14 protein-coding genes are annotated in these 16,645 nt (G+C 31.6%); 8 read left to right on the plus strand and 6 right to left on the minus strand.

All coding sequences use genetic code 11. The features are described from left to right. Positions 1-36: 36 nt before the first annotated feature. Positions 37-723: a hypothetical protein gene (locus tag BGO27_03970; protein ID OJV15986.1), complete on the minus strand. Its 687-nt coding sequence runs from the start codon at positions 721-723 to the stop codon at positions 37-39. 89 nt (positions 724-812) lie between these two features. On the opposite strand from BGO27_03970, the gene BGO27_03975 reads away from it, so the two are divergent. The 6 genes from BGO27_03975 (at position 813) to BGO27_04000 (ending at position 10,604) form a co-directional block, all read left to right on the plus strand. Continuing rightward, positions 813-2,252 carry a UDP-N-acetylmuramate--L-alanine ligase gene (locus tag BGO27_03975; protein OJV15987.1) on the plus strand — a complete coding sequence of 480 codons (1,440 nt, stop codon included), beginning with the start codon at positions 813-815 and terminating at the stop codon, positions 2,250-2,252. Between the two features lie 3 nt (positions 2,253-2,255). After that, positions 2,256-3,158: a UDP-N-acetylenolpyruvoylglucosamine reductase gene (locus BGO27_03980; GenBank protein ID OJV15988.1), complete on the plus strand. Its 903-nt coding sequence runs from the start codon at positions 2,256-2,258 to the stop codon at positions 3,156-3,158. Beyond that, positions 3,151-4,140: a hypothetical protein gene (locus BGO27_03985; protein ID OJV15989.1), complete on the plus strand. Its 990-nt coding sequence runs from the start codon at positions 3,151-3,153 to the stop codon at positions 4,138-4,140. The genes BGO27_03980 and BGO27_03985 overlap by 8 nt, the downstream gene beginning before the upstream one ends. Beyond that, positions 4,113-4,916: a hypothetical protein gene (locus BGO27_03990; GenBank protein OJV15990.1), complete on the plus strand. Its 804-nt coding sequence runs from the start codon at positions 4,113-4,115 to the stop codon at positions 4,914-4,916. Before BGO27_03985 ends, BGO27_03990 begins: the two co-directional genes overlap by 28 nt. Before the next feature lies 1 nt (position 4,917). Further along, entirely contained in the window at positions 4,918-6,159 is a 1,242-nt protein-coding gene (locus BGO27_03995) for a cell division protein FtsA (protein OJV15991.1), read from the plus strand. A 101-nt stretch (positions 6,160-6,260) separates the two neighbouring features. Further along, positions 6,261-10,604 (plus strand): hypothetical protein, encoded by a 4,344-nt coding sequence (locus BGO27_04000; protein OJV15992.1) that lies wholly within the window; start codon positions 6,261-6,263, stop codon positions 10,602-10,604. A 57-nt stretch (positions 10,605-10,661) separates the two neighbouring features. Here BGO27_04000 and BGO27_04005 read toward each other — a convergent pair whose 3' ends face one another. Together BGO27_04005 and BGO27_04010 are read right to left on the minus strand one after the other, a co-directional pair. Then, positions 10,662-11,102 (minus strand): hypothetical protein, encoded by a 441-nt coding sequence (locus tag BGO27_04005; protein ID OJV15993.1) that lies wholly within the window; start codon positions 11,100-11,102, stop codon positions 10,662-10,664. Between the two features lie 166 nt (positions 11,103-11,268). Next, positions 11,269-11,958 carry a hypothetical protein gene (locus BGO27_04010; protein ID OJV15994.1) on the minus strand — a complete coding sequence of 230 codons (690 nt, stop codon included), beginning with the start codon at positions 11,956-11,958 and terminating at the stop codon, positions 11,269-11,271. 180 nt (positions 11,959-12,138) lie between these two features. Between BGO27_04010 and BGO27_04015 the strand changes: the two genes are divergently transcribed. Together BGO27_04015 and BGO27_04020 are read left to right on the plus strand one after the other, a co-directional pair. Further along, a complete protein-coding gene (locus tag BGO27_04015; protein ID OJV15995.1) occupies positions 12,139-13,026 on the plus strand; it encodes a glucose-1-phosphate thymidylyltransferase in 888 nt (295 codons plus the stop codon). Beyond that, positions 13,023-13,565, plus strand: coding sequence for a dTDP-4-dehydrorhamnose 3,5-epimerase (locus BGO27_04020; protein OJV15996.1), 543 nt, complete (start codon positions 13,023-13,025; stop codon positions 13,563-13,565). Before BGO27_04015 ends, BGO27_04020 begins: the two co-directional genes overlap by 4 nt. A 71-nt stretch (positions 13,566-13,636) precedes the next feature. Here BGO27_04020 and BGO27_04025 read toward each other — a convergent pair whose 3' ends face one another. From BGO27_04025 to BGO27_04035, 3 genes are all read right to left on the minus strand, one after another. Further along, complete coding sequence (locus BGO27_04025) at positions 13,637-14,917, minus strand: hypothetical protein (protein OJV15997.1); 1,281 nt, start codon at positions 14,915-14,917, stop codon at positions 13,637-13,639. A gap of 4 nt (positions 14,918-14,921) precedes the next feature. Beyond that, a complete protein-coding gene (locus BGO27_04030) occupies positions 14,922-15,113 on the minus strand; it encodes a hypothetical protein (GenBank protein ID OJV15998.1) in 192 nt (63 codons plus the stop codon). Between the two features lie 123 nt (positions 15,114-15,236). After that, positions 15,237-16,577, minus strand: coding sequence for a hypothetical protein (locus tag BGO27_04035; GenBank protein ID OJV15999.1), 1,341 nt, complete (start codon positions 16,575-16,577; stop codon positions 15,237-15,239). Positions 16,578-16,645: the final 68 nt, after the last annotated feature.

Consider the following 16,645-nt stretch of genomic DNA (forward strand, 5'->3'; position numbering starts at 1 on the left):
ATTATGCAATAAACATGAAAAGACTATAACCACCTGTTAGTGATTTGACTCTACTTTGGGTTGGTGTTTATATTCCTTATATTTTTGCTTTTTGGGCTTTACTATTATATTTTCTGATTTAACGTCACTTTTGCTGCTTTCTTTGACAGATGTTTCGCTAGAATTATTTTTGAGGAAGGAAATTTCATCTAAGATTTTCTCATCTTCATTGTTCAAAATAATTTCTTGAGGTTCAATCATAGTGCCTGGAGCGTCGAATAAAGGTTTTTTAGAGTTTTCTAAAGATTCAAATCTAGGTAACTCTTTTACATTTACAGGCTCAATTTTATTTTTTCCAAGGCTTGTCGGATATGCGGTATGATTTGCAGGTTTAGATTTGTAAACTTTTTTCCAGAAATTATCTATTTGTGCATTATCGTATTTTTCTGAATCTCTAAGGATTAAATCATATTTGTTTGGCACATTAGTATCGGCAGCCAAATAAACCATATTACCTTCAGGAGTACGGCGCGAGCGGTTGCTAAAGTTGCGATCATACTTCTTATTTGCGGCATTGGAATCATTATAAAACGGGTTAATTACTTTGAAACCAACCTTATCCATCGCCTTGTCACCAAGTGAGCATGATGCTAAACATAGGGTAATTAAGCAACTGCCTAAGTATTTTTTTAATGTAAAAACATTATTAATTTGAAAAAAAGACTTTTTAGTAATAACTTTCATTGCATCCTACAAAAAATATATTGTCTTACTTCTATAATAATTTTATTTTTAAATTAAGCAATATCAAATAGTTAATTTAGGTAATAAACATGTTTTTAATGTCGCGTAATCTTATTTCTTCAAGGTTTGGCATAGTTCATTTTATCGGTATAGGTGGTATCGGTATGAGTGGTATTGCAGAAATTTTGCATAATTTAGGCTGTAATGTTCAGGGATCTGACCTTAATTTAAATGCTCAGGCTAAAAGACTAGAGGATTTAGGTATGAAAATAATGATAGGTCACACTGCTGAGAATGTAAAAGGCGCTTCGGTAGTTGTAAGATCATCTGCGGTCAAAATGGATAATCCCGAAATTGTTGAGGCTAGAAAACTTGGCATACCTATTATTCAAAGAGCTGAGATGCTGGCAGAACTTATGCGATTTAAGTTTTCGGTGTCAGTTGCAGGAACTCACGGTAAAACTACAACAACATCACTTGTCGCGTGTTTATTTGAAGCTGAAAACTTATCTCCAACTGTAATTAATGGTGGCATAATAAACTCTAAACTTACAAATGCTTATGTTGGTGAAAGTGATTATTTAATAGCAGAAGCCGATGAATCGGATGGATCATTTATGAAACTTCCAACTTCAATAGCGATTGTAACTAATATTAACGAAGACCATATGGACTTTTACAAGTCTATCGATGATATTTATCAGGCATTTAAAGTTTATGTAGAAAATATACCTTTTTACGGTTTTGCAGTTGTTTGTAAGGATCACCCATTATCTGCCAAACTTGCTGAAGACGTAGTAGATAGAAAAGTACTTACCTATGCTATTGAAAATCAGGCAGATATTAGGGCTACAAATATTCGTATGCAAGAATCAGGCTATTTATTTGATGTGGAAGTGTCAAATAAAGTTAAGGGCGGGGGCAAAGTTATTAAAGACTGCTATATTCCGATGCTAGGCATGCACAATATTCTAAACTCTCTGGCTGCAATGGCAATTGGTATTGAGCTTGGATTTAAAGAGCAGACAATTCAGAATGGATTTAGATCCTTCCAGGGTGTGAAAAGAAGATTTACATTAACAGGCGAAGTTGAAGGCGTTAGAGTGTATGATGACTATGCTCACCATCCAGAAGAAATCAGAGCAACAGTAGAAATTGCAAGAAGTGTTGCAGAAGGTACTAAAGGTAAGGTAATTGGCGTATTCCAGCCACACAGATATACAAGGCTTAAAAAACTGTTTTCTGATTTTGTAAAAGCATTCGACAGAGTTGATGTTTTAGTTATAGCGGATATTTATTCGGCAGGTGAGCAGCCAATTGAAAATGTATCAAAAGATATTTTGATTGAGGCAATCAGGCAGCATAATAATAAACTTTCTATAATATCCATGGACTCGCAAGAAAAATTGCCTGAAATTATTTCAGCTAACTCGGCGAAAGGTGATGTGGTTTTATGTATGGGTGCAGGAAACATTACTACTTGGGCTAATAATTTGCCAAATCAGCTTAGAAATGCTAAAGTCTCTTAAATTATGAGTCGTGAAAATTTGAGTTTACCCGAAGTAAGAGGATCTTACAGATTTGATGCTGACCTCTCTAAAACAACATGGTTTAGAGTTGGGGGAAAGGCACAGGTTTTATTTAAGCCTGAAGACGAAGATGACTTATCGTATTTTATGGCAAATAAGCCAGATGAATTACCTATTTTTGTTCTTGGGGTGGGGTCTAATATTTTAATTCGTGATGGCGGTATAAAAGGTGTAGTTATAAAGCTTGGTAAAAATTTTGCTAATATTTCTCATGAAAGTAATATTATAAATTGTGGCGCTGCCTGCTTAGATGTTAATGTTGCAAACTATGCTATGCAAAATAATGTTGGAGGTCTTGAATTTTTAGTTGGAGTTCCAGGAACAATAGGCGGCGCTATAAGAATGAACGCAGGCGCTTATGGCAGAGAAACATCTGAAGTTTTAAGCTTAGCAAATGCTGTAAATTCAAAAGGTGAGCAAATAACCCTTAGCAACCATGATTTTGGCTTTAAATACAGGGGGTCAAAAGCTCCAAAAGACCTTATTTTTACATCAGCAACATTTGAAGGTAATTTTGAAGATTCAGGCATAATTAAGCAAAAAATGGACGATATATCTAAGTCACGTGAAGAATCTCAGCCAATAAGAAGCAGAACAGGTGGTAGTACGTTTAAAAACCCAGAAGGTGCAAAAGCATGGGAGCTTATTGATAAAGTTGGACTTAGAGGTTATAGTATAGGCGGTGCGCAGTTTTCAGAAAAACATTGTAACTTTTTAATAAATACGGGTAATGCTTCTGCAAAAGATATTGAGTCATTAGGTGAGCTTGCAAGAGCAAGGGTAAGAGACGCCTTTGGGATAGATTTGGAATGGGAAATTAAAATTATTGGGGATGCTAATGAATAAACACAGAATGTCAACAAAGATTATTGAAGAATATACTCCGCAAAATCCAAAGAAACATGTGGCACTTTTAATGGGTGGGGAGTCTAATGAACGTGAGGTATCTTTATCAAGTGGTAATGGCGTTTTAGCATCTCTTAAAAACCTTGGTTATAAAGTTACAGCAGTTGATATGGGATATGACGTTGCTAAAGTAATTTTAGAGGTAAATCCAGATGTAGTATTTATCGCTCTTCACGGTACATTTGGTGAAGATGGTGCGGTTCAGGGTATGCTAGAGATTATGGGTATCCCATATACACATAGTGGTGTACTTTCTTCTGCCGTAGCACTAAATAAGGAATTTTCCTATAATATACTAAAAAGTGTAGGGGTTTCAGTTCCTGAAAGAATTATTGTTGATGTAAATAATATTGCAGATTTTGAACCTATAGCAAGACCTTATGTTATAAAGCCAATATCTGAAGGCTCAAGTATTGGTGTTAGCGTTGTATTAGAAGGTGATAATTATTCACTAAAATCATTTATTGATGAACATGGTATTAAATTTGGCGATAGGCTAATCATTGAAAAATATATACCCGGTAAAGAAATTCAGGTTGCAATTGTAAATGGTAAAGCGCTTGGTGCTATAGAAATTAGGACTAAACGCAAGTTTTATGACTATATTGCAAAATATACCCCAGGTGAGTCAGAGCATATTATGCCAGCGCCAATTAGTAAGGAAAAGTATGCAGAAGTCCTATCTATTACCGAAAATATATATAGCGCTCTAATGTGTAGCGGTGCTGCAAGAATTGACTATAGATTTGACGATAGAGAAGGTCATGAGAAATTTTATTTGCTGGAAGCTAATACTCATCCAGGATTTACGCCAACTTCATTAGTACCAGAAATTGCACAATACAATAATATATCGTATGATGAGCTTGTAGAAATGTTAATAAGGGATGCAAAATGCTACTCAGTAACAATGAATACCTAGCCTATAAGGTAGGATTTAGTAAAAAAATAAAACAAAAAATATTAAAGCAGCTTAAGTCATGGCGATTTGTTGTTACAAGCTTAATTGCAATTTTTATTTTTACAGTTGAGCAGTTACATTTACTTGACGATTACATTGCAACTGAGGTTGATAAATTTTACGAGTTTACTATTAATAATGGTCTGAAATTAGAGAATATTTATATAGAAGGTCAGGTTAACCTCAAAAACAATCAGGTTCTTAAGTCGCTTGAGCATGAAATTGGTGGGTCGATCTTTAAGTTAAGTGTTTGGGATATTAAAAAGAAACTAGAGGAAATTGACTGGGTGCTATCAGCAAATGTATCGCGTGAGATTCCTGGTGCTATTCATATCAGAATTATTGAGCGTACGCCAATTGCAATATGGCAGAATAATCAAAAACAGTATTTAATTGACGATCAGGGTCATATAATTTCGGAAGAGAGTATGGTAAAATTTGCAAGCCTTCCTGTAGTTGTTGGTGAAGGTTCCAGGCTTACTACATCTGATCTAATTCATACGCTAAAATCTTTTTCAAGCATATATGAAAGAACTAATGCGATGATAAGAATTGCAGACAGACGCTGGAATTTGAGACTAAAAAATGGTCCCGAAATAAAATTACCCGAAGAAAATATAGAAAATGCATTAAAAACCTTGATAGAATATGACAAAAAAAATAAATTATTAGGGGGTGATATTGCCACCGTTGATTTAAGAGTTAAAGGCAAGATATTTTACAAGAGAAAGGAATAGAATGATAAAAAGTGATAATGTTGCTGTTATAGATATTGGAAGTTCAAAAATTGTTTGTGCGGTAGCAAAATATAATGATACTGCTGAAACTTTAGATATAATATCGCTAAATTATCAAATGTCTAGGGGTGTGAAGGCAGGTAAAATTGTTGATATAAACCTTGCGTCTCAGGCAATATCAGAAGTAATTTCTGGAGCTGAAGAATCACTGCACGCAAAAATTGATGACGTTTTTGTTGCAATATCAGGCGGGAAAATAAGCTCTCATATTATATCGTCTAAAATCTCTATTAATGATAATTATATCAAAGAAAAAGACATCAACCGCGCTATTAAAATAGCTCTTGATAATATCAATCAGGAACAATATGAGATTATTCATTATATACCTACAGAATATGTTGTAGATGAAGTTACAGGGATTAGCAACCCAATTGGGATGGTTGGTAAAAAGCTCACTTGCAAAATTAATGTGATTCTTGCGCCTGCATCTATTATTCAAAATCTTGATAATTGTTTTTCAAGGTCTCAGGTAAACATTGCTGACATTGTAGTTGGTGCTTATGCTTCAGGTCTGGGCGTTTTAAGCAATAATGAAAAAGAGCAAGGAATTACGCTTATTGATATTGGTGCTATGATTACAACAATAGCGGTGTATGAAAACTCAATTATTAAGTATATTGATACTATACCTGTAGGAAGTCATCATATAACTAATGACATTCAGATGGCTTTTAACATAAGTTATTTGCAAGCAGAAAAACTGAAAATTTTACATGGTTCAGCTGCCCCAATCGAAGATGATGGTAGAACTACAATCGAAATTGATCTAAATGATAATAACCAAAGCAATTATATTACTAAGCGTGAACTTTCTGAGGTGATTGTTGCCAGGGTTGATGAGATTGTTGAGATGATCACCAACAAAATAAATAACGTGAATTTCTCATATTCTTCTCAAAATATAGTTATTACAGGTGGTGGGGCGTCACTTTTTGGTATGCCTGACTATTTATCTAATAAGCTTCATAGAAAGGTTACCGTAGGGCTTCCTAGGAGCTTAGTTGCTATGACAAATAACTGGGACTTATTTAATAGCGACCCAGCTTTTGCAACAACGGCTGGTCTTGTAAACTATGCCGCTAAGAAAATTTCCATGCGTAAAAACAACTTTTTTATATCAAAAAGTGGCGGCGTTTTAAGTAAAATTAAAAATATCTTTGGAAAATCCAAGATCGCCTAAGTTTAATATTTATTAAAATTTATTAATCAATATTAACTTGTCATTTGGTAATTTTTAATTAAGTTAACCTTGAATATAATGATATTATTAAGGTTAACAGAATGAAAAACGAACTTACAATCACAGATTTACCGGCAGAGATGCATAGCTATATGAATCAATTCCTTACTGTAGGGGATCTAGCAAAGTTTAGAGCTACTTCAAATCAAATAAGAGAAATTAACGAAAATAACTTTGATGGACAAATAACTGTTAAAAACCAGTTTGAACTTCGCAATGTTATAACTGATCTTGAGAAAAGTGCGCAGTTAGACAAAGTTAGATTTATTTTGATTGTGAGATACGAATTAGGTGAGATCACAGATTTATCAAAACTAAGTAAACTTGATACTTTAGAAATAAAGGAACGTGCCTATTTTCATATTAAAATGCTACCTGATAATTTAAAAAAACTTCATATTGGCAGTATTTTTAATAATCTTGACTTATCAGAAACTAGTATTGAAGAATTAAAAATTCATAATTCTCAAAACATCAATTTTCAAAAACTGCCCAGCTCATTAAAGAAACTATATTTCGGTGATTCTACTGAAACTTTTCCTAATTTAAATAGCGTTTTTCTAGGTGCAGAAGAGCCAAAAAAATCTTTAGATGACCTTGAAATAGGAGTTTTAGGTTATTTTAATGTAAATGATTTAAATGAAAAATTGCCTAAAAACCTAAAAACATTATATTTAAATCCTAAGTCATACGATGCTTTTGATATTTTTGAATTTAAGAACTTTGATTTTAGAAACTTTGAATTTAAAAAAATTAATTTAAAAGGCATACAAAATATATATCAGGTTGATACATATTTACCTAGTCAAGCTATTCAAATTAGAAATGAAGAAGAGCTTAATGATTTTAGTTTAAAAATGGCGAAGTTACCCGAAAATATTAAAAAAATTCATATCATAACATTATCTTTAGAGATTGATAACGCTGACTTCGCTAATAAAATTGTAAATGTACTATCAGCTATGCCTAATCTAAAAGTAGAGTCATTATTTATAAATGCACCAGACTCACCGTACCTTGAATGCTTTAAAGATTTTACAGAATATGAAGTTATAGCTTTATATTTAGAAAAATATTCAGCTGATATAATGCAAATTATACCTGAAAAATCCGCATTATATTTATATGTATATAATTACAACGGACTTAGCAAAATAGATTTAAGAAATAAAAATGTAAAAACATTAGATGTAACTGTTACATCAGGAAACTTAGATAATGTATTGGCATATTTACCTAAGAAAATAAACCGTCTTATAATTGACGGCAAAATCACTGAATTTCCAGATTTATCGAATGTAGAGATTGATGATTTGGAAATTAAAAATGTAGGCTATTTTCCTGATGATTTTTATGCAAAAATACCAAAGAACCTGAAAGAAGTTAAAATTAACAATATTGATTTTAATACAAATTTTCCAAACTTTCTGAATGAAGCAGGAAGATGGACTATTATTAATGGTCTTTTCGATGAAATAGAATCTGAAATAATAGCAGATCATCAATCATTTATCATAATGGGTAATTTTAACGAATCACATAATCTAGCTGATAAATTTCCTCAAAATATTGATAAACTATTTTTACTGCAAGGTGACCTTCCAAATATGAGTGGTGTAAGCGTAAATCATTTATATATTGACGATAAAATTGATATGTCAAAATTTGTTGATTTAATGCCTAAAAATCTTCAATCACTAGAGTTTCAAGGCTCTTCATTTCCTGATTTAAGTAGTACTGGTATAGAAAGCGTTATTATTACTGGTGATATAATTAATGGTGAGGATTTAGCTACAAAACTTCCTGAGACAATAAAGTTTTTGAACTTTAAAAATGCAAAAGTTGATCCTCAAGATTTATTAAAAATAAAAAACCTTAAGGATATTAAAATAACAGGCGCCAAAAATATTTATCATGAAAGCTACGTCAGGCTTGATGATATTAGTTATGAGGATTTCCCAGATTTATCGGATTCTAAACTAGTCAGTCTAAATTTACATGGTTGTAAAGAAGCTATCAAATGCCTTACAAAATATAAACTTCCTAAGTCCTTTAAAGAACTAATTTTAGAGCATGCTGCTATTTCAGAAAATGAATTTATCGAGTCAAGCACTCAAATTGACTGGAATGCTATAAATGTAATAGGAGAAGATACCCCATTTGAAATGCCTTCTGAAACCCAGTATTTTTATATAGATCAATATGACCAAATGCCAAATTTATATGGCAATGATGATATTACGGAGCTTTCTCTTCACATTGATCATATTAAAAATCTTGACTATAAAATACCACGTAGCGTTAGAAAAATTAATTTTGATGTTCAAGGTGCAGAAACCACTTATAACCATATTATAGAATTATTTAAGGTTAAAGGCATTACGCTGGGAAATATTATTGTTACAGGTATTAGTAATTTAAAGCGTGATAGTACTATAAAATTTAACTATTTAGGTATAGATCAAATAGTTGAATATAACTCTTATATAAATTTATTAGGTCGTAATGTAAAGCATCTTGATTTTTCTAATAGCATTATTACGACCATGGATCTTGCAAAATTTATAGATACTGTAAGACCGAAAAGTATTAATTTAACTAAATCTAATATAACGGTCCTAGATCTTGCTAATATTTTAAATTATGAATTAACTATAGAAGATGTAAAACATATTCGCTTTATTGGAGTTTCTAATATTTTTAAAGAAACTCATATTGTTGCTACCCATTTTTCTCTGCACAATTTTCCTAATTTATCAAATTTTGGTCATATTGAGTCTATTGATTTTAGTGGTGCTAAAATGATTGCTGCATATATGCTATCAAATAATTTACCTAAAAATCTTAAAGCAATTGATTTAACAGGTACGTCTATAACCATGTTTGGTCTGCTAGAAATACAAGGCGTAAACTGGTCTGAAGTTAGGATAAGAGGGATTAGCAATTTATTTAAAAAAGAAGAAATATCTTTTGGTAGTAGTGAAGATAGTATTAGAGGCAGGCTACCTAACTTTGCGCGACTTACAAAGCTTAAAAAGCTTTCGATCTTTTGGGGTGTTACTGAACTTGGTAATCTTCCTTCTTCGCTTGAAACATTAGTTATATGTGCTGATTTAAAAGTTTTTCCAGATTTATCAAAAATGGAGAATTTAAAAGAGCTTAACCTATATGGCTCTAACACTATTCAGCCACATCAATTATCATTCAAACTGCCTAAAGGTTTAGAGAAAATTTGTTTTGTTGGTACAAAAATTAACTACCAAAATTACCAGTCAATTGGTGGAATAGACTGGTCAAAAGTAGAAGTTACCGATAATAGGAAAATTGAGTATACAGAGACTACTACATTACATAATGGAAAGCTACCTTACAGAGTGCCTAATATACGTAATGAAACAAAACTTAGAAACTTGATTATTAAAGAAAACGTATTATCTATAGGAAATCTTCCATTTTATCTTAAGACGTTAAAAATAACCTCTAAAACATTTAATAATTTTCCAGATTTATCAAAAATGCCATGTTTAGAAGAAATTGATCTGACAGGTTGTGAAAATATAAGTGCAAAAGATCTTTCGGGTAAATTACCTGAGAACCTTAAGTTTTTATTTTTAAAAGGGACTAAAATTCATGAGATTGATTTGCTTAAAATTGAAGGGATAGATTTAAAGAATGTTATGATAGTAGGCATTGATAATATATTTAAAACTAGAAATCTATACCTTGATCATTTTGATGATAATACTGAGATTCCAGATTTGTTTGATACTTCACTTAGAAGTTTAACTGTACCAATTAATATTAGTTTTAAAAACAGGCTGCCTAAGGAATTAGAATATTTGGAAGTACTATCGCAAGATTTTTTACCTGGTGATAAAGAGCGAAATTCTAAAATAAAACTTCTGGAAAAAAGATTATCTGAAGCTTTACTTAAGCAAGATCATATAGACTGGTCTAAGGTTAAAATTGTTGGTATACCAAATCCCTATACTAATATTAAAGTGGAATATAAATTTACCAATAAAGCCATAAAAGAGGTTGGTAAAGCTGTATTATTCTCTTCATTTATTTTTATAGCTATCGCATCTTTGAAAAACAAAGATAGTGAAAAAAATGATACTTTTGGAAACGCTATTACATTTGGTATGTCTTATTTATTAGCCAAATCAGCCATAGTGTATGCTAAGAAAATTCCTATTGTAGGGAAGCTAATAAGTTCTGTTTTTGGAAGTAATAACAATAATACTACTAATGTAGATCCCTCTTATCCAGAAGGTGCTAAAGCAATTGTAGAGCAAGAAGCTAACTACCAGTCAGATAAGCCTATGGCAAAGTTTAGATCTATGGTAGATCCAAGGGAAGCTGTATATTGTTTAAAAAAATAATATAAAAAAAGAGCCTAAAATTAGGCTCTTTTTTAAAATAAAATTAACTGGAAAATCTTAGTGATTTTCTAATTGCTCTTCTTTAGTGTTAGCACTATCAGCAAAAACTAAAGCCTGATTTTTAACCAAATCTTCAATTTTACTAATATATGTTTTGCTAACTTCCCTTGCGATAATTAGTGGATTTAATTTATTCGGTAACATACGATTTGCTGAAAAATTTTCTGCAAATGTTTTAATAGATTGTACTAAAATCTCAGTAATTTTTGTAATTAACAGTTTATTATTAAAATCTATATCAAAATTTTTAGTTGTTATTTTAAAAAGCTCTCTGAATTCTTTTTTAAGATTATTATAATGATCTCTTAACTCACGATCATAGATTTTGACTATAGAATTTTTTGCTTCAAGTTCAGCACAGATATTACGGAATGTTAAAAAATTAACCTCGTTATCAAATACTGACTTTATTAGCTTAGTTCTAGGACTGTCGTACATAATATTTTATCCCTCAGATTACAAAATCAAACCAAATTTCAATTATTTATAGCACATTTATTTTAAAAGATAATTAAAAATTATCACTATTTCATTTAAAAGTCATCTTTTTTATAAAAAAACTTTAAATGATAAAGATCAAATTTTTTTATTAACATTTAATTATTTAAAAATCTAACAATTCATATGAATTACTAGGTGCAAAACCTGTTATTTTTTCATTCAATATATTTCTAAAACTAGGTCTTGATTTTATAAGCATATACCAATGTTTTAAAGTTTGATAATTAGGCCATGAAATTTCCCCTAAATAATCGAGCGTAGAAATATGAGATGCAAAAAATAAGTCGGCTGCAGAAATTTTATTGCCTGCTACCCAGTCATTTTCGCTGAGTAACATAGACAAATATTCTAAATGAAAATTTAAATTATGTTTTGCATTTCTGATAATTTGTGAATTTGGTGAATTATCTTTACGGTAATAACATATGATTTTTTCATTGATAAGTGGCATTGTTACTTCATTGTACATTTTGACTGTACACCACTCAATAAGTCTTCTTACCTCAGCCATGTTATATTGATTTTGATCTATTAGAAAATTATTCTGACGATGATGAATAACATACTCAAATATAGCAAATATACCTGTAATAATTTGCGGCTTATTAGTTTTCTCATTTTTTGTTACTAATATTGGTAAATCACCAGCTGGGTTTATTTTTAAAAAATTGTCTCTGAATTTCCAGTACTCTTCGATTTTAATTTCGGCTTCAAAATCTAATTCCTGCATTAAAATTCTGACAAATCTAGACTTAGGGCAAACGCTGTGGTAATAAAGTATGTTTGTATTCATAATATGTTTTCTTTAGAATAATTAAGTTTACTAAAATATAGTGATTGTAGTTAAATTGCAATATAGTAGTGACGAGCGAAGCGTAGTAAAGTTTACGTGAGCGAGGATGCGACGCATAGTACAATTTAAATCCAATTACTATAATAGTGAGTTTTCAAAATTTTGCAATTAGGAGAGTGCATGAAAGGCATTTTACTTGCGGGTGGTAACGCAACAAGACTATATCCTATTACTATGGTAACTAATAAACATTTGCTACCAATATATAATAAGCCGATGATTTATTATTCATTATCAACGTTAATGCTAGCGGGCATTCGTGATATTCTATTAATTTCATCCCCAAGAGATATAGAAAGTTTCAAATCACTTTTAGGTAATGGTAGTCATATTGGTATTAGCATAGAATATGCGGTGCAAAATGAACCAAAGGGAATTGCTGAATGCTTTAAAATTGGCAAAGACTTTATTGGTAAGTCTTCAGTATCTCTTTCATTAGGTGACAATATTTTTTATGGTGCAAATTTTGAAAATGCACTAGAAACTGCGAGTAGTTCTGCTGAAAATTCAAATAATGCAGTTGTATTTGGTTATTATGTTTCAGACCCTGAGAGATATGGTGTATTAGAATTTAATGAAGACCATAAAGTAATTTCCATTGAAGAAAAACCTAAAAATCCAAAATCACATTATGCTGTAATAGGGGTCTACTTTTATCCAAATGACGTAGTGGATTTTGTGCATGATGTAAAACCATCGGGAAGGGGTGAGCTTGAAATTACCGATATAAACAACATATATTTACATCAAAACAGATTAAACGTGAAGCTTCTTAATAATGGATTTGCATGGCTTGATACAGGTACATGTGAGTCATTAATTCAGGCTTCAAATTTTATTCATACGGTTGAATCAAGGCAGAATCTAATGGTTGGATCTATTGAGCAAATCGCATTTACAAAAGGTTATATCAATGATAGTCAGCTTATGGATATTGCAGCGAAAATGAAAAATGTTGATTACGGAAAATTTTTAGCAAAACTCGCTAAAGAAGGAGTAGGGCTATGATTTTTAAAGAAACTGATTTGCAGGGCGTTTTTATTATCGAGCCAAAAGTATTTTTAGATGACAGGGGTTATTTTTTTGAAAGCTTTCGCCAGAATTTAAGTAGCGAAAACCTAAATTTTACACCAATTCAGGACAATGAATCATACAACAAATTTAAAAATACTTTAAGGGGTTTTCATTTGCAGAAAAACCCGATGGCGCAGGCAAAGCTTGTTAGATGCGTTAGTGGTAAAATTCTGGATATTGCACTTGATGTAAGGAAAAATAGTGATACATTCGGCAAATATTTTGCCATTGAATTAAGCAGCGAAAATAAAAAGCAGTTATTTATTCCAAAAGGCTTTGCACATGCTTATTTAACTCTTGAAGACAACTGCATTGTTGAATACAAAGTTGATAATTATTATTCCAAAGAGCATGACGTTTCCATTAAATGGAACGATAAAGATATATCATTCCCATGGGATATAACTGATCCAATATTATCAGATAAAGATAAAGAGGCTATAAGTTTCCAGGAATTTTTAAGCCATATTTAGTGTTGTTGAAGTATAAGAAGTTTTGCTTTGCAGAACTTTTATGCTGCAAAGCAAAACTATATTGAAGTATATTATGCTCTTACGTTGCTTGCAAAATTTCTACCTTTTTCAGCCATCTCCCTAAGATTTGACTCAGCTCTGTTTATAAGACCTTGATCAGACGAATAAACTGGGCAAAAGGTATTTTTCCCTGCTTTTAAAATAGATTCTGCATTCAAGTTGTTAGCTTCACACTCGGCATATATAGACCAGCCAAATCTGTTCACGCCCACTATAATGGCAGTATAAAAAGCTGATTTTATAAAGCTTTTTGTTTTAGAATATTTTATAATAAATGTTAAGGCTGCTGATCCTAGTGTTATAGCATTACGAGTACCCTCAGATTTTCTATAATAATAATCAGGTAATAGAGCTGGATCGAAATAATTTACTACTTTTTTTGAAGTATTTTTAACTGCTCCAAATGCTGCATTTGCTGTTTCCCTAACATCTCTTATTACTGTTTCTGTAGTACTTGGTGTTTCAACAAGCCCTCTTGCAGCTGAATCTAAACGGTTATAACCTGCATTAACTGAATTTGTAACAGTTTGAGTTGTATTACTAACGGCAGTACTAACTCTGCTTGAAAATTCGTAACTTGTTGATGGAGAGTTGTTACTCGAAATTGAAGGACTAGGCGGATTGCTTGGCTTTGTAGTTACCTGTTTTGGAGCGCTAATAATAGCGGATTCAGCTTTTATTTTCGCAATTAACCCTGCTTTATTATATTTTGTAAGAAAATTCATAAAGGTTTGCTGAGTTTTGGCAATGACACTCTTAGGTATAAATGATTTACAATGCTGCTCTTTTTTTGAAATAAGATTCCAGGCTTCAAAAAGGTTATCATCATGTTGTTCTGATAACTTGCTTCCAAATTTATTAACAATGTGATCTGCAAGTTCAAAGGTGTTATGGAATCCCGTATTAGTACTAAGATTTGTGCGTCTTTGTAAAATGTTCTGATATAGCTGAAGAACCTCATCAGAAGATAAATTTAATTTATCAACTAATTCTACTCTAATATTGGTGATTCTTCTATTCCTAAAGTATTTGAGTTCAAAATTATTTACCAAAATTGTACAAAAAAGTTCGGTCTGTGTATTAGAAGAGAATTTGTTGATATTATGTTTATAAACTTTCCACAGTGAAATTGTTAGTTCTTGTAGAGTTTTAACATGCGTGTTTTTTAAAATTTTTTCATTATCGCCAAAGATAGTAGCAATTTCCTGTACATCTGAAGCTGTAAATTTCTCTTTGTTCTTATCTAAAAATCCGCGTATTGCAGAATATTTGAAAGGTTTTTTACTTAGCAAGTTTTTAAATTGTATTACAAGCAGGGATAATTCTTGATTTAGGTTTTGAACTTGATGGGTTTTTAATTTCGTCGATGGTTTTTTGCATGCTGCCCAGAAGCTGTCCTGCTCTAGCTAAATCACTATGAATTTCTCTGCCGGATTGTTTTATTTGATGTAGTTCTTTTTCACAATCTTCAATTTGTCTTCTGGACATAGTTTAAAACCCTGCATATATATTTTAAATTTTAAAACACATATAATTGCAGGTTGATAAATAGTCAATACAATCTTTGATTTAAATAAAAAGGAGATGGGATGCTATGCATCCCACTGATGATTATCGTGTTACAACAAAAGCTTCTGTTGTTGTTTTATTATTAGTAACCTTATCTACAAAGTTTACTGTTTCAGTTTTAGGATCAACTAATTTACATTTTTTATGACCTAAGAAAACGCTGTCGGCAAATGATTTAGCAATAGCTTTACCACCTAAATTATGAGCTTTCCCTTCAGCGTATAAACCACCACAAATTCTGTTGATTACAAATACTACAAGAGCATAAATTGCAGCACGCTCAGGGCTAGCCTGCATATATCTACTTACGCCGTAAGTTATACCTGTTGTAATTGCATTAATAAACCAGCGTACTTTCTTTGATGCACTATGTATATGATCTGCTGCATCAGATAATGTAATAGTTTTAGCATTATTAGCAGGTGGTGTATTTAGAGCAGGTGCTTTTGGAGCAGGTGCTTTTGGAGTAGGTGCTTTTGGAGCAGCTGTACTCGGCACAGTAGGTTTTTTTCCTTTTGTAGGATTTGGCAATTTGTGTTCAGGTTCATCTTGCTCAACTTCAATTTCTGTTTCGTTTATTGAGCTGCCAAAAATTGTAGAACTTAAATTTTCAATCGGTTTCTTTTTATTATTAATGGTTTCTTTAGGCTTAGCAGCTTGTGCAGGATCTTCTTTGTTATCTTCAATTATTTCAACAAAACGATCAGAATTATCTTCACGAATTTCTTTGGTAAATGGATTTGGAGATAAAACTTCAAGCATGCTTGCAGCGAAGCTATTTATTAATATAGACGGATCTAGGTTATTTCCGTCAGAAGTAGCTTGATTTAAGATATTTTCTACCATTGGTAAAATTGACTGAATTAATTCTGGTAATGAATCAATTAAACTTTGTTGATTATTCATGATAGATGCAGTTAAAAATGATCCATTTTCAGCTTCTAATGGCTGGTTTAAGATAGATAATCTTGGGTCTTCAATATTATCAGGAATAATTGAGGCAACAAAACTATTTACCCAGCTATCAACTAAATTATTTTGCTGGCTATTACCTAAATTTGCTCTTAACTGTGGAAGAAAGTTTGTTAATAATTGTCTGACATTAGTAGCCACTTGATTCAAATCATTAACTTGTGAATTGCTGAGTTGTGGGGCAGCTGCTGCATTTGTACCAGTTAAATTATTGAAATTGTTTACATTGGGAACTTGTTGAGTATTATTTCTCTCGCTTTGTACAAAAGAAGCCATGCTTTGTAGCATTGAATTCCACTCAGAATTATTTGGTGAAAATGTATTATTTTGCATTTCTGGTACATACTGAGCAATTTGTGCAAATCTTTCCTGGAAAGCTTTTAAGGTCTCTTTTTCATTAAATAATGACATACTAATTACCTATGGTTAAAATTTAGCTATATATTAATCAGTAATCAACATTTTGTCAATAAAAAAGG

The sequence above is a fragment of the Alphaproteobacteria bacterium 33-17 genome (assembly GCA_001897445.1).
GTDB lineage: Bacteria > Pseudomonadota > Alphaproteobacteria > Rickettsiales > 33-17 > 33-17.

Bases quoted from the DNA above. Each gene is read 5' to 3' on its own strand.
- BGO27_03970 (OJV15986.1), bottom strand. From the start codon at position 723: ATGAAAGTTATTACTAAAAAGTCTTTTTTTCAAATTAATAATGTTTTT.
- BGO27_03975 (OJV15987.1), top strand. From the start codon at position 813: ATGTTTTTAATGTCGCGTAATCTTATTTCTTCAAGGTTTGGCATAGTT.
- BGO27_03980 (OJV15988.1), top strand. From the start codon at position 2,256: ATGAGTCGTGAAAATTTGAGTTTACCCGAAGTAAGAGGATCTTACAGA.
- BGO27_03985 (OJV15989.1), top strand. From the start codon at position 3,151: ATGAATAAACACAGAATGTCAACAAAGATTATTGAAGAATATACTCCG.
- BGO27_03990 (OJV15990.1), top strand. From the start codon at position 4,113: ATGCTACTCAGTAACAATGAATACCTAGCCTATAAGGTAGGATTTAGT.
- BGO27_03995 (OJV15991.1), top strand. From the start codon at position 4,918: ATGATAAAAAGTGATAATGTTGCTGTTATAGATATTGGAAGTTCAAAA.
- BGO27_04000 (OJV15992.1), top strand. From the start codon at position 6,261: ATGAAAAACGAACTTACAATCACAGATTTACCGGCAGAGATGCATAGC.
- BGO27_04005 (OJV15993.1), bottom strand. From the start codon at position 11,102: ATGTACGACAGTCCTAGAACTAAGCTAATAAAGTCAGTATTTGATAAC.
- BGO27_04010 (OJV15994.1), bottom strand. From the start codon at position 11,958: ATGAATACAAACATACTTTATTACCACAGCGTTTGCCCTAAGTCTAGA.
- BGO27_04015 (OJV15995.1), top strand. From the start codon at position 12,139: ATGAAAGGCATTTTACTTGCGGGTGGTAACGCAACAAGACTATATCCT.
- BGO27_04020 (OJV15996.1), top strand. From the start codon at position 13,023: ATGATTTTTAAAGAAACTGATTTGCAGGGCGTTTTTATTATCGAGCCA.
- BGO27_04030 (OJV15998.1), bottom strand. From the start codon at position 15,113: ATGTCCAGAAGACAAATTGAAGATTGTGAAAAAGAACTACATCAAATA.
- BGO27_04035 (OJV15999.1), bottom strand. From the start codon at position 16,577: ATGTCATTATTTAATGAAAAAGAGACCTTAAAAGCTTTCCAGGAAAGA.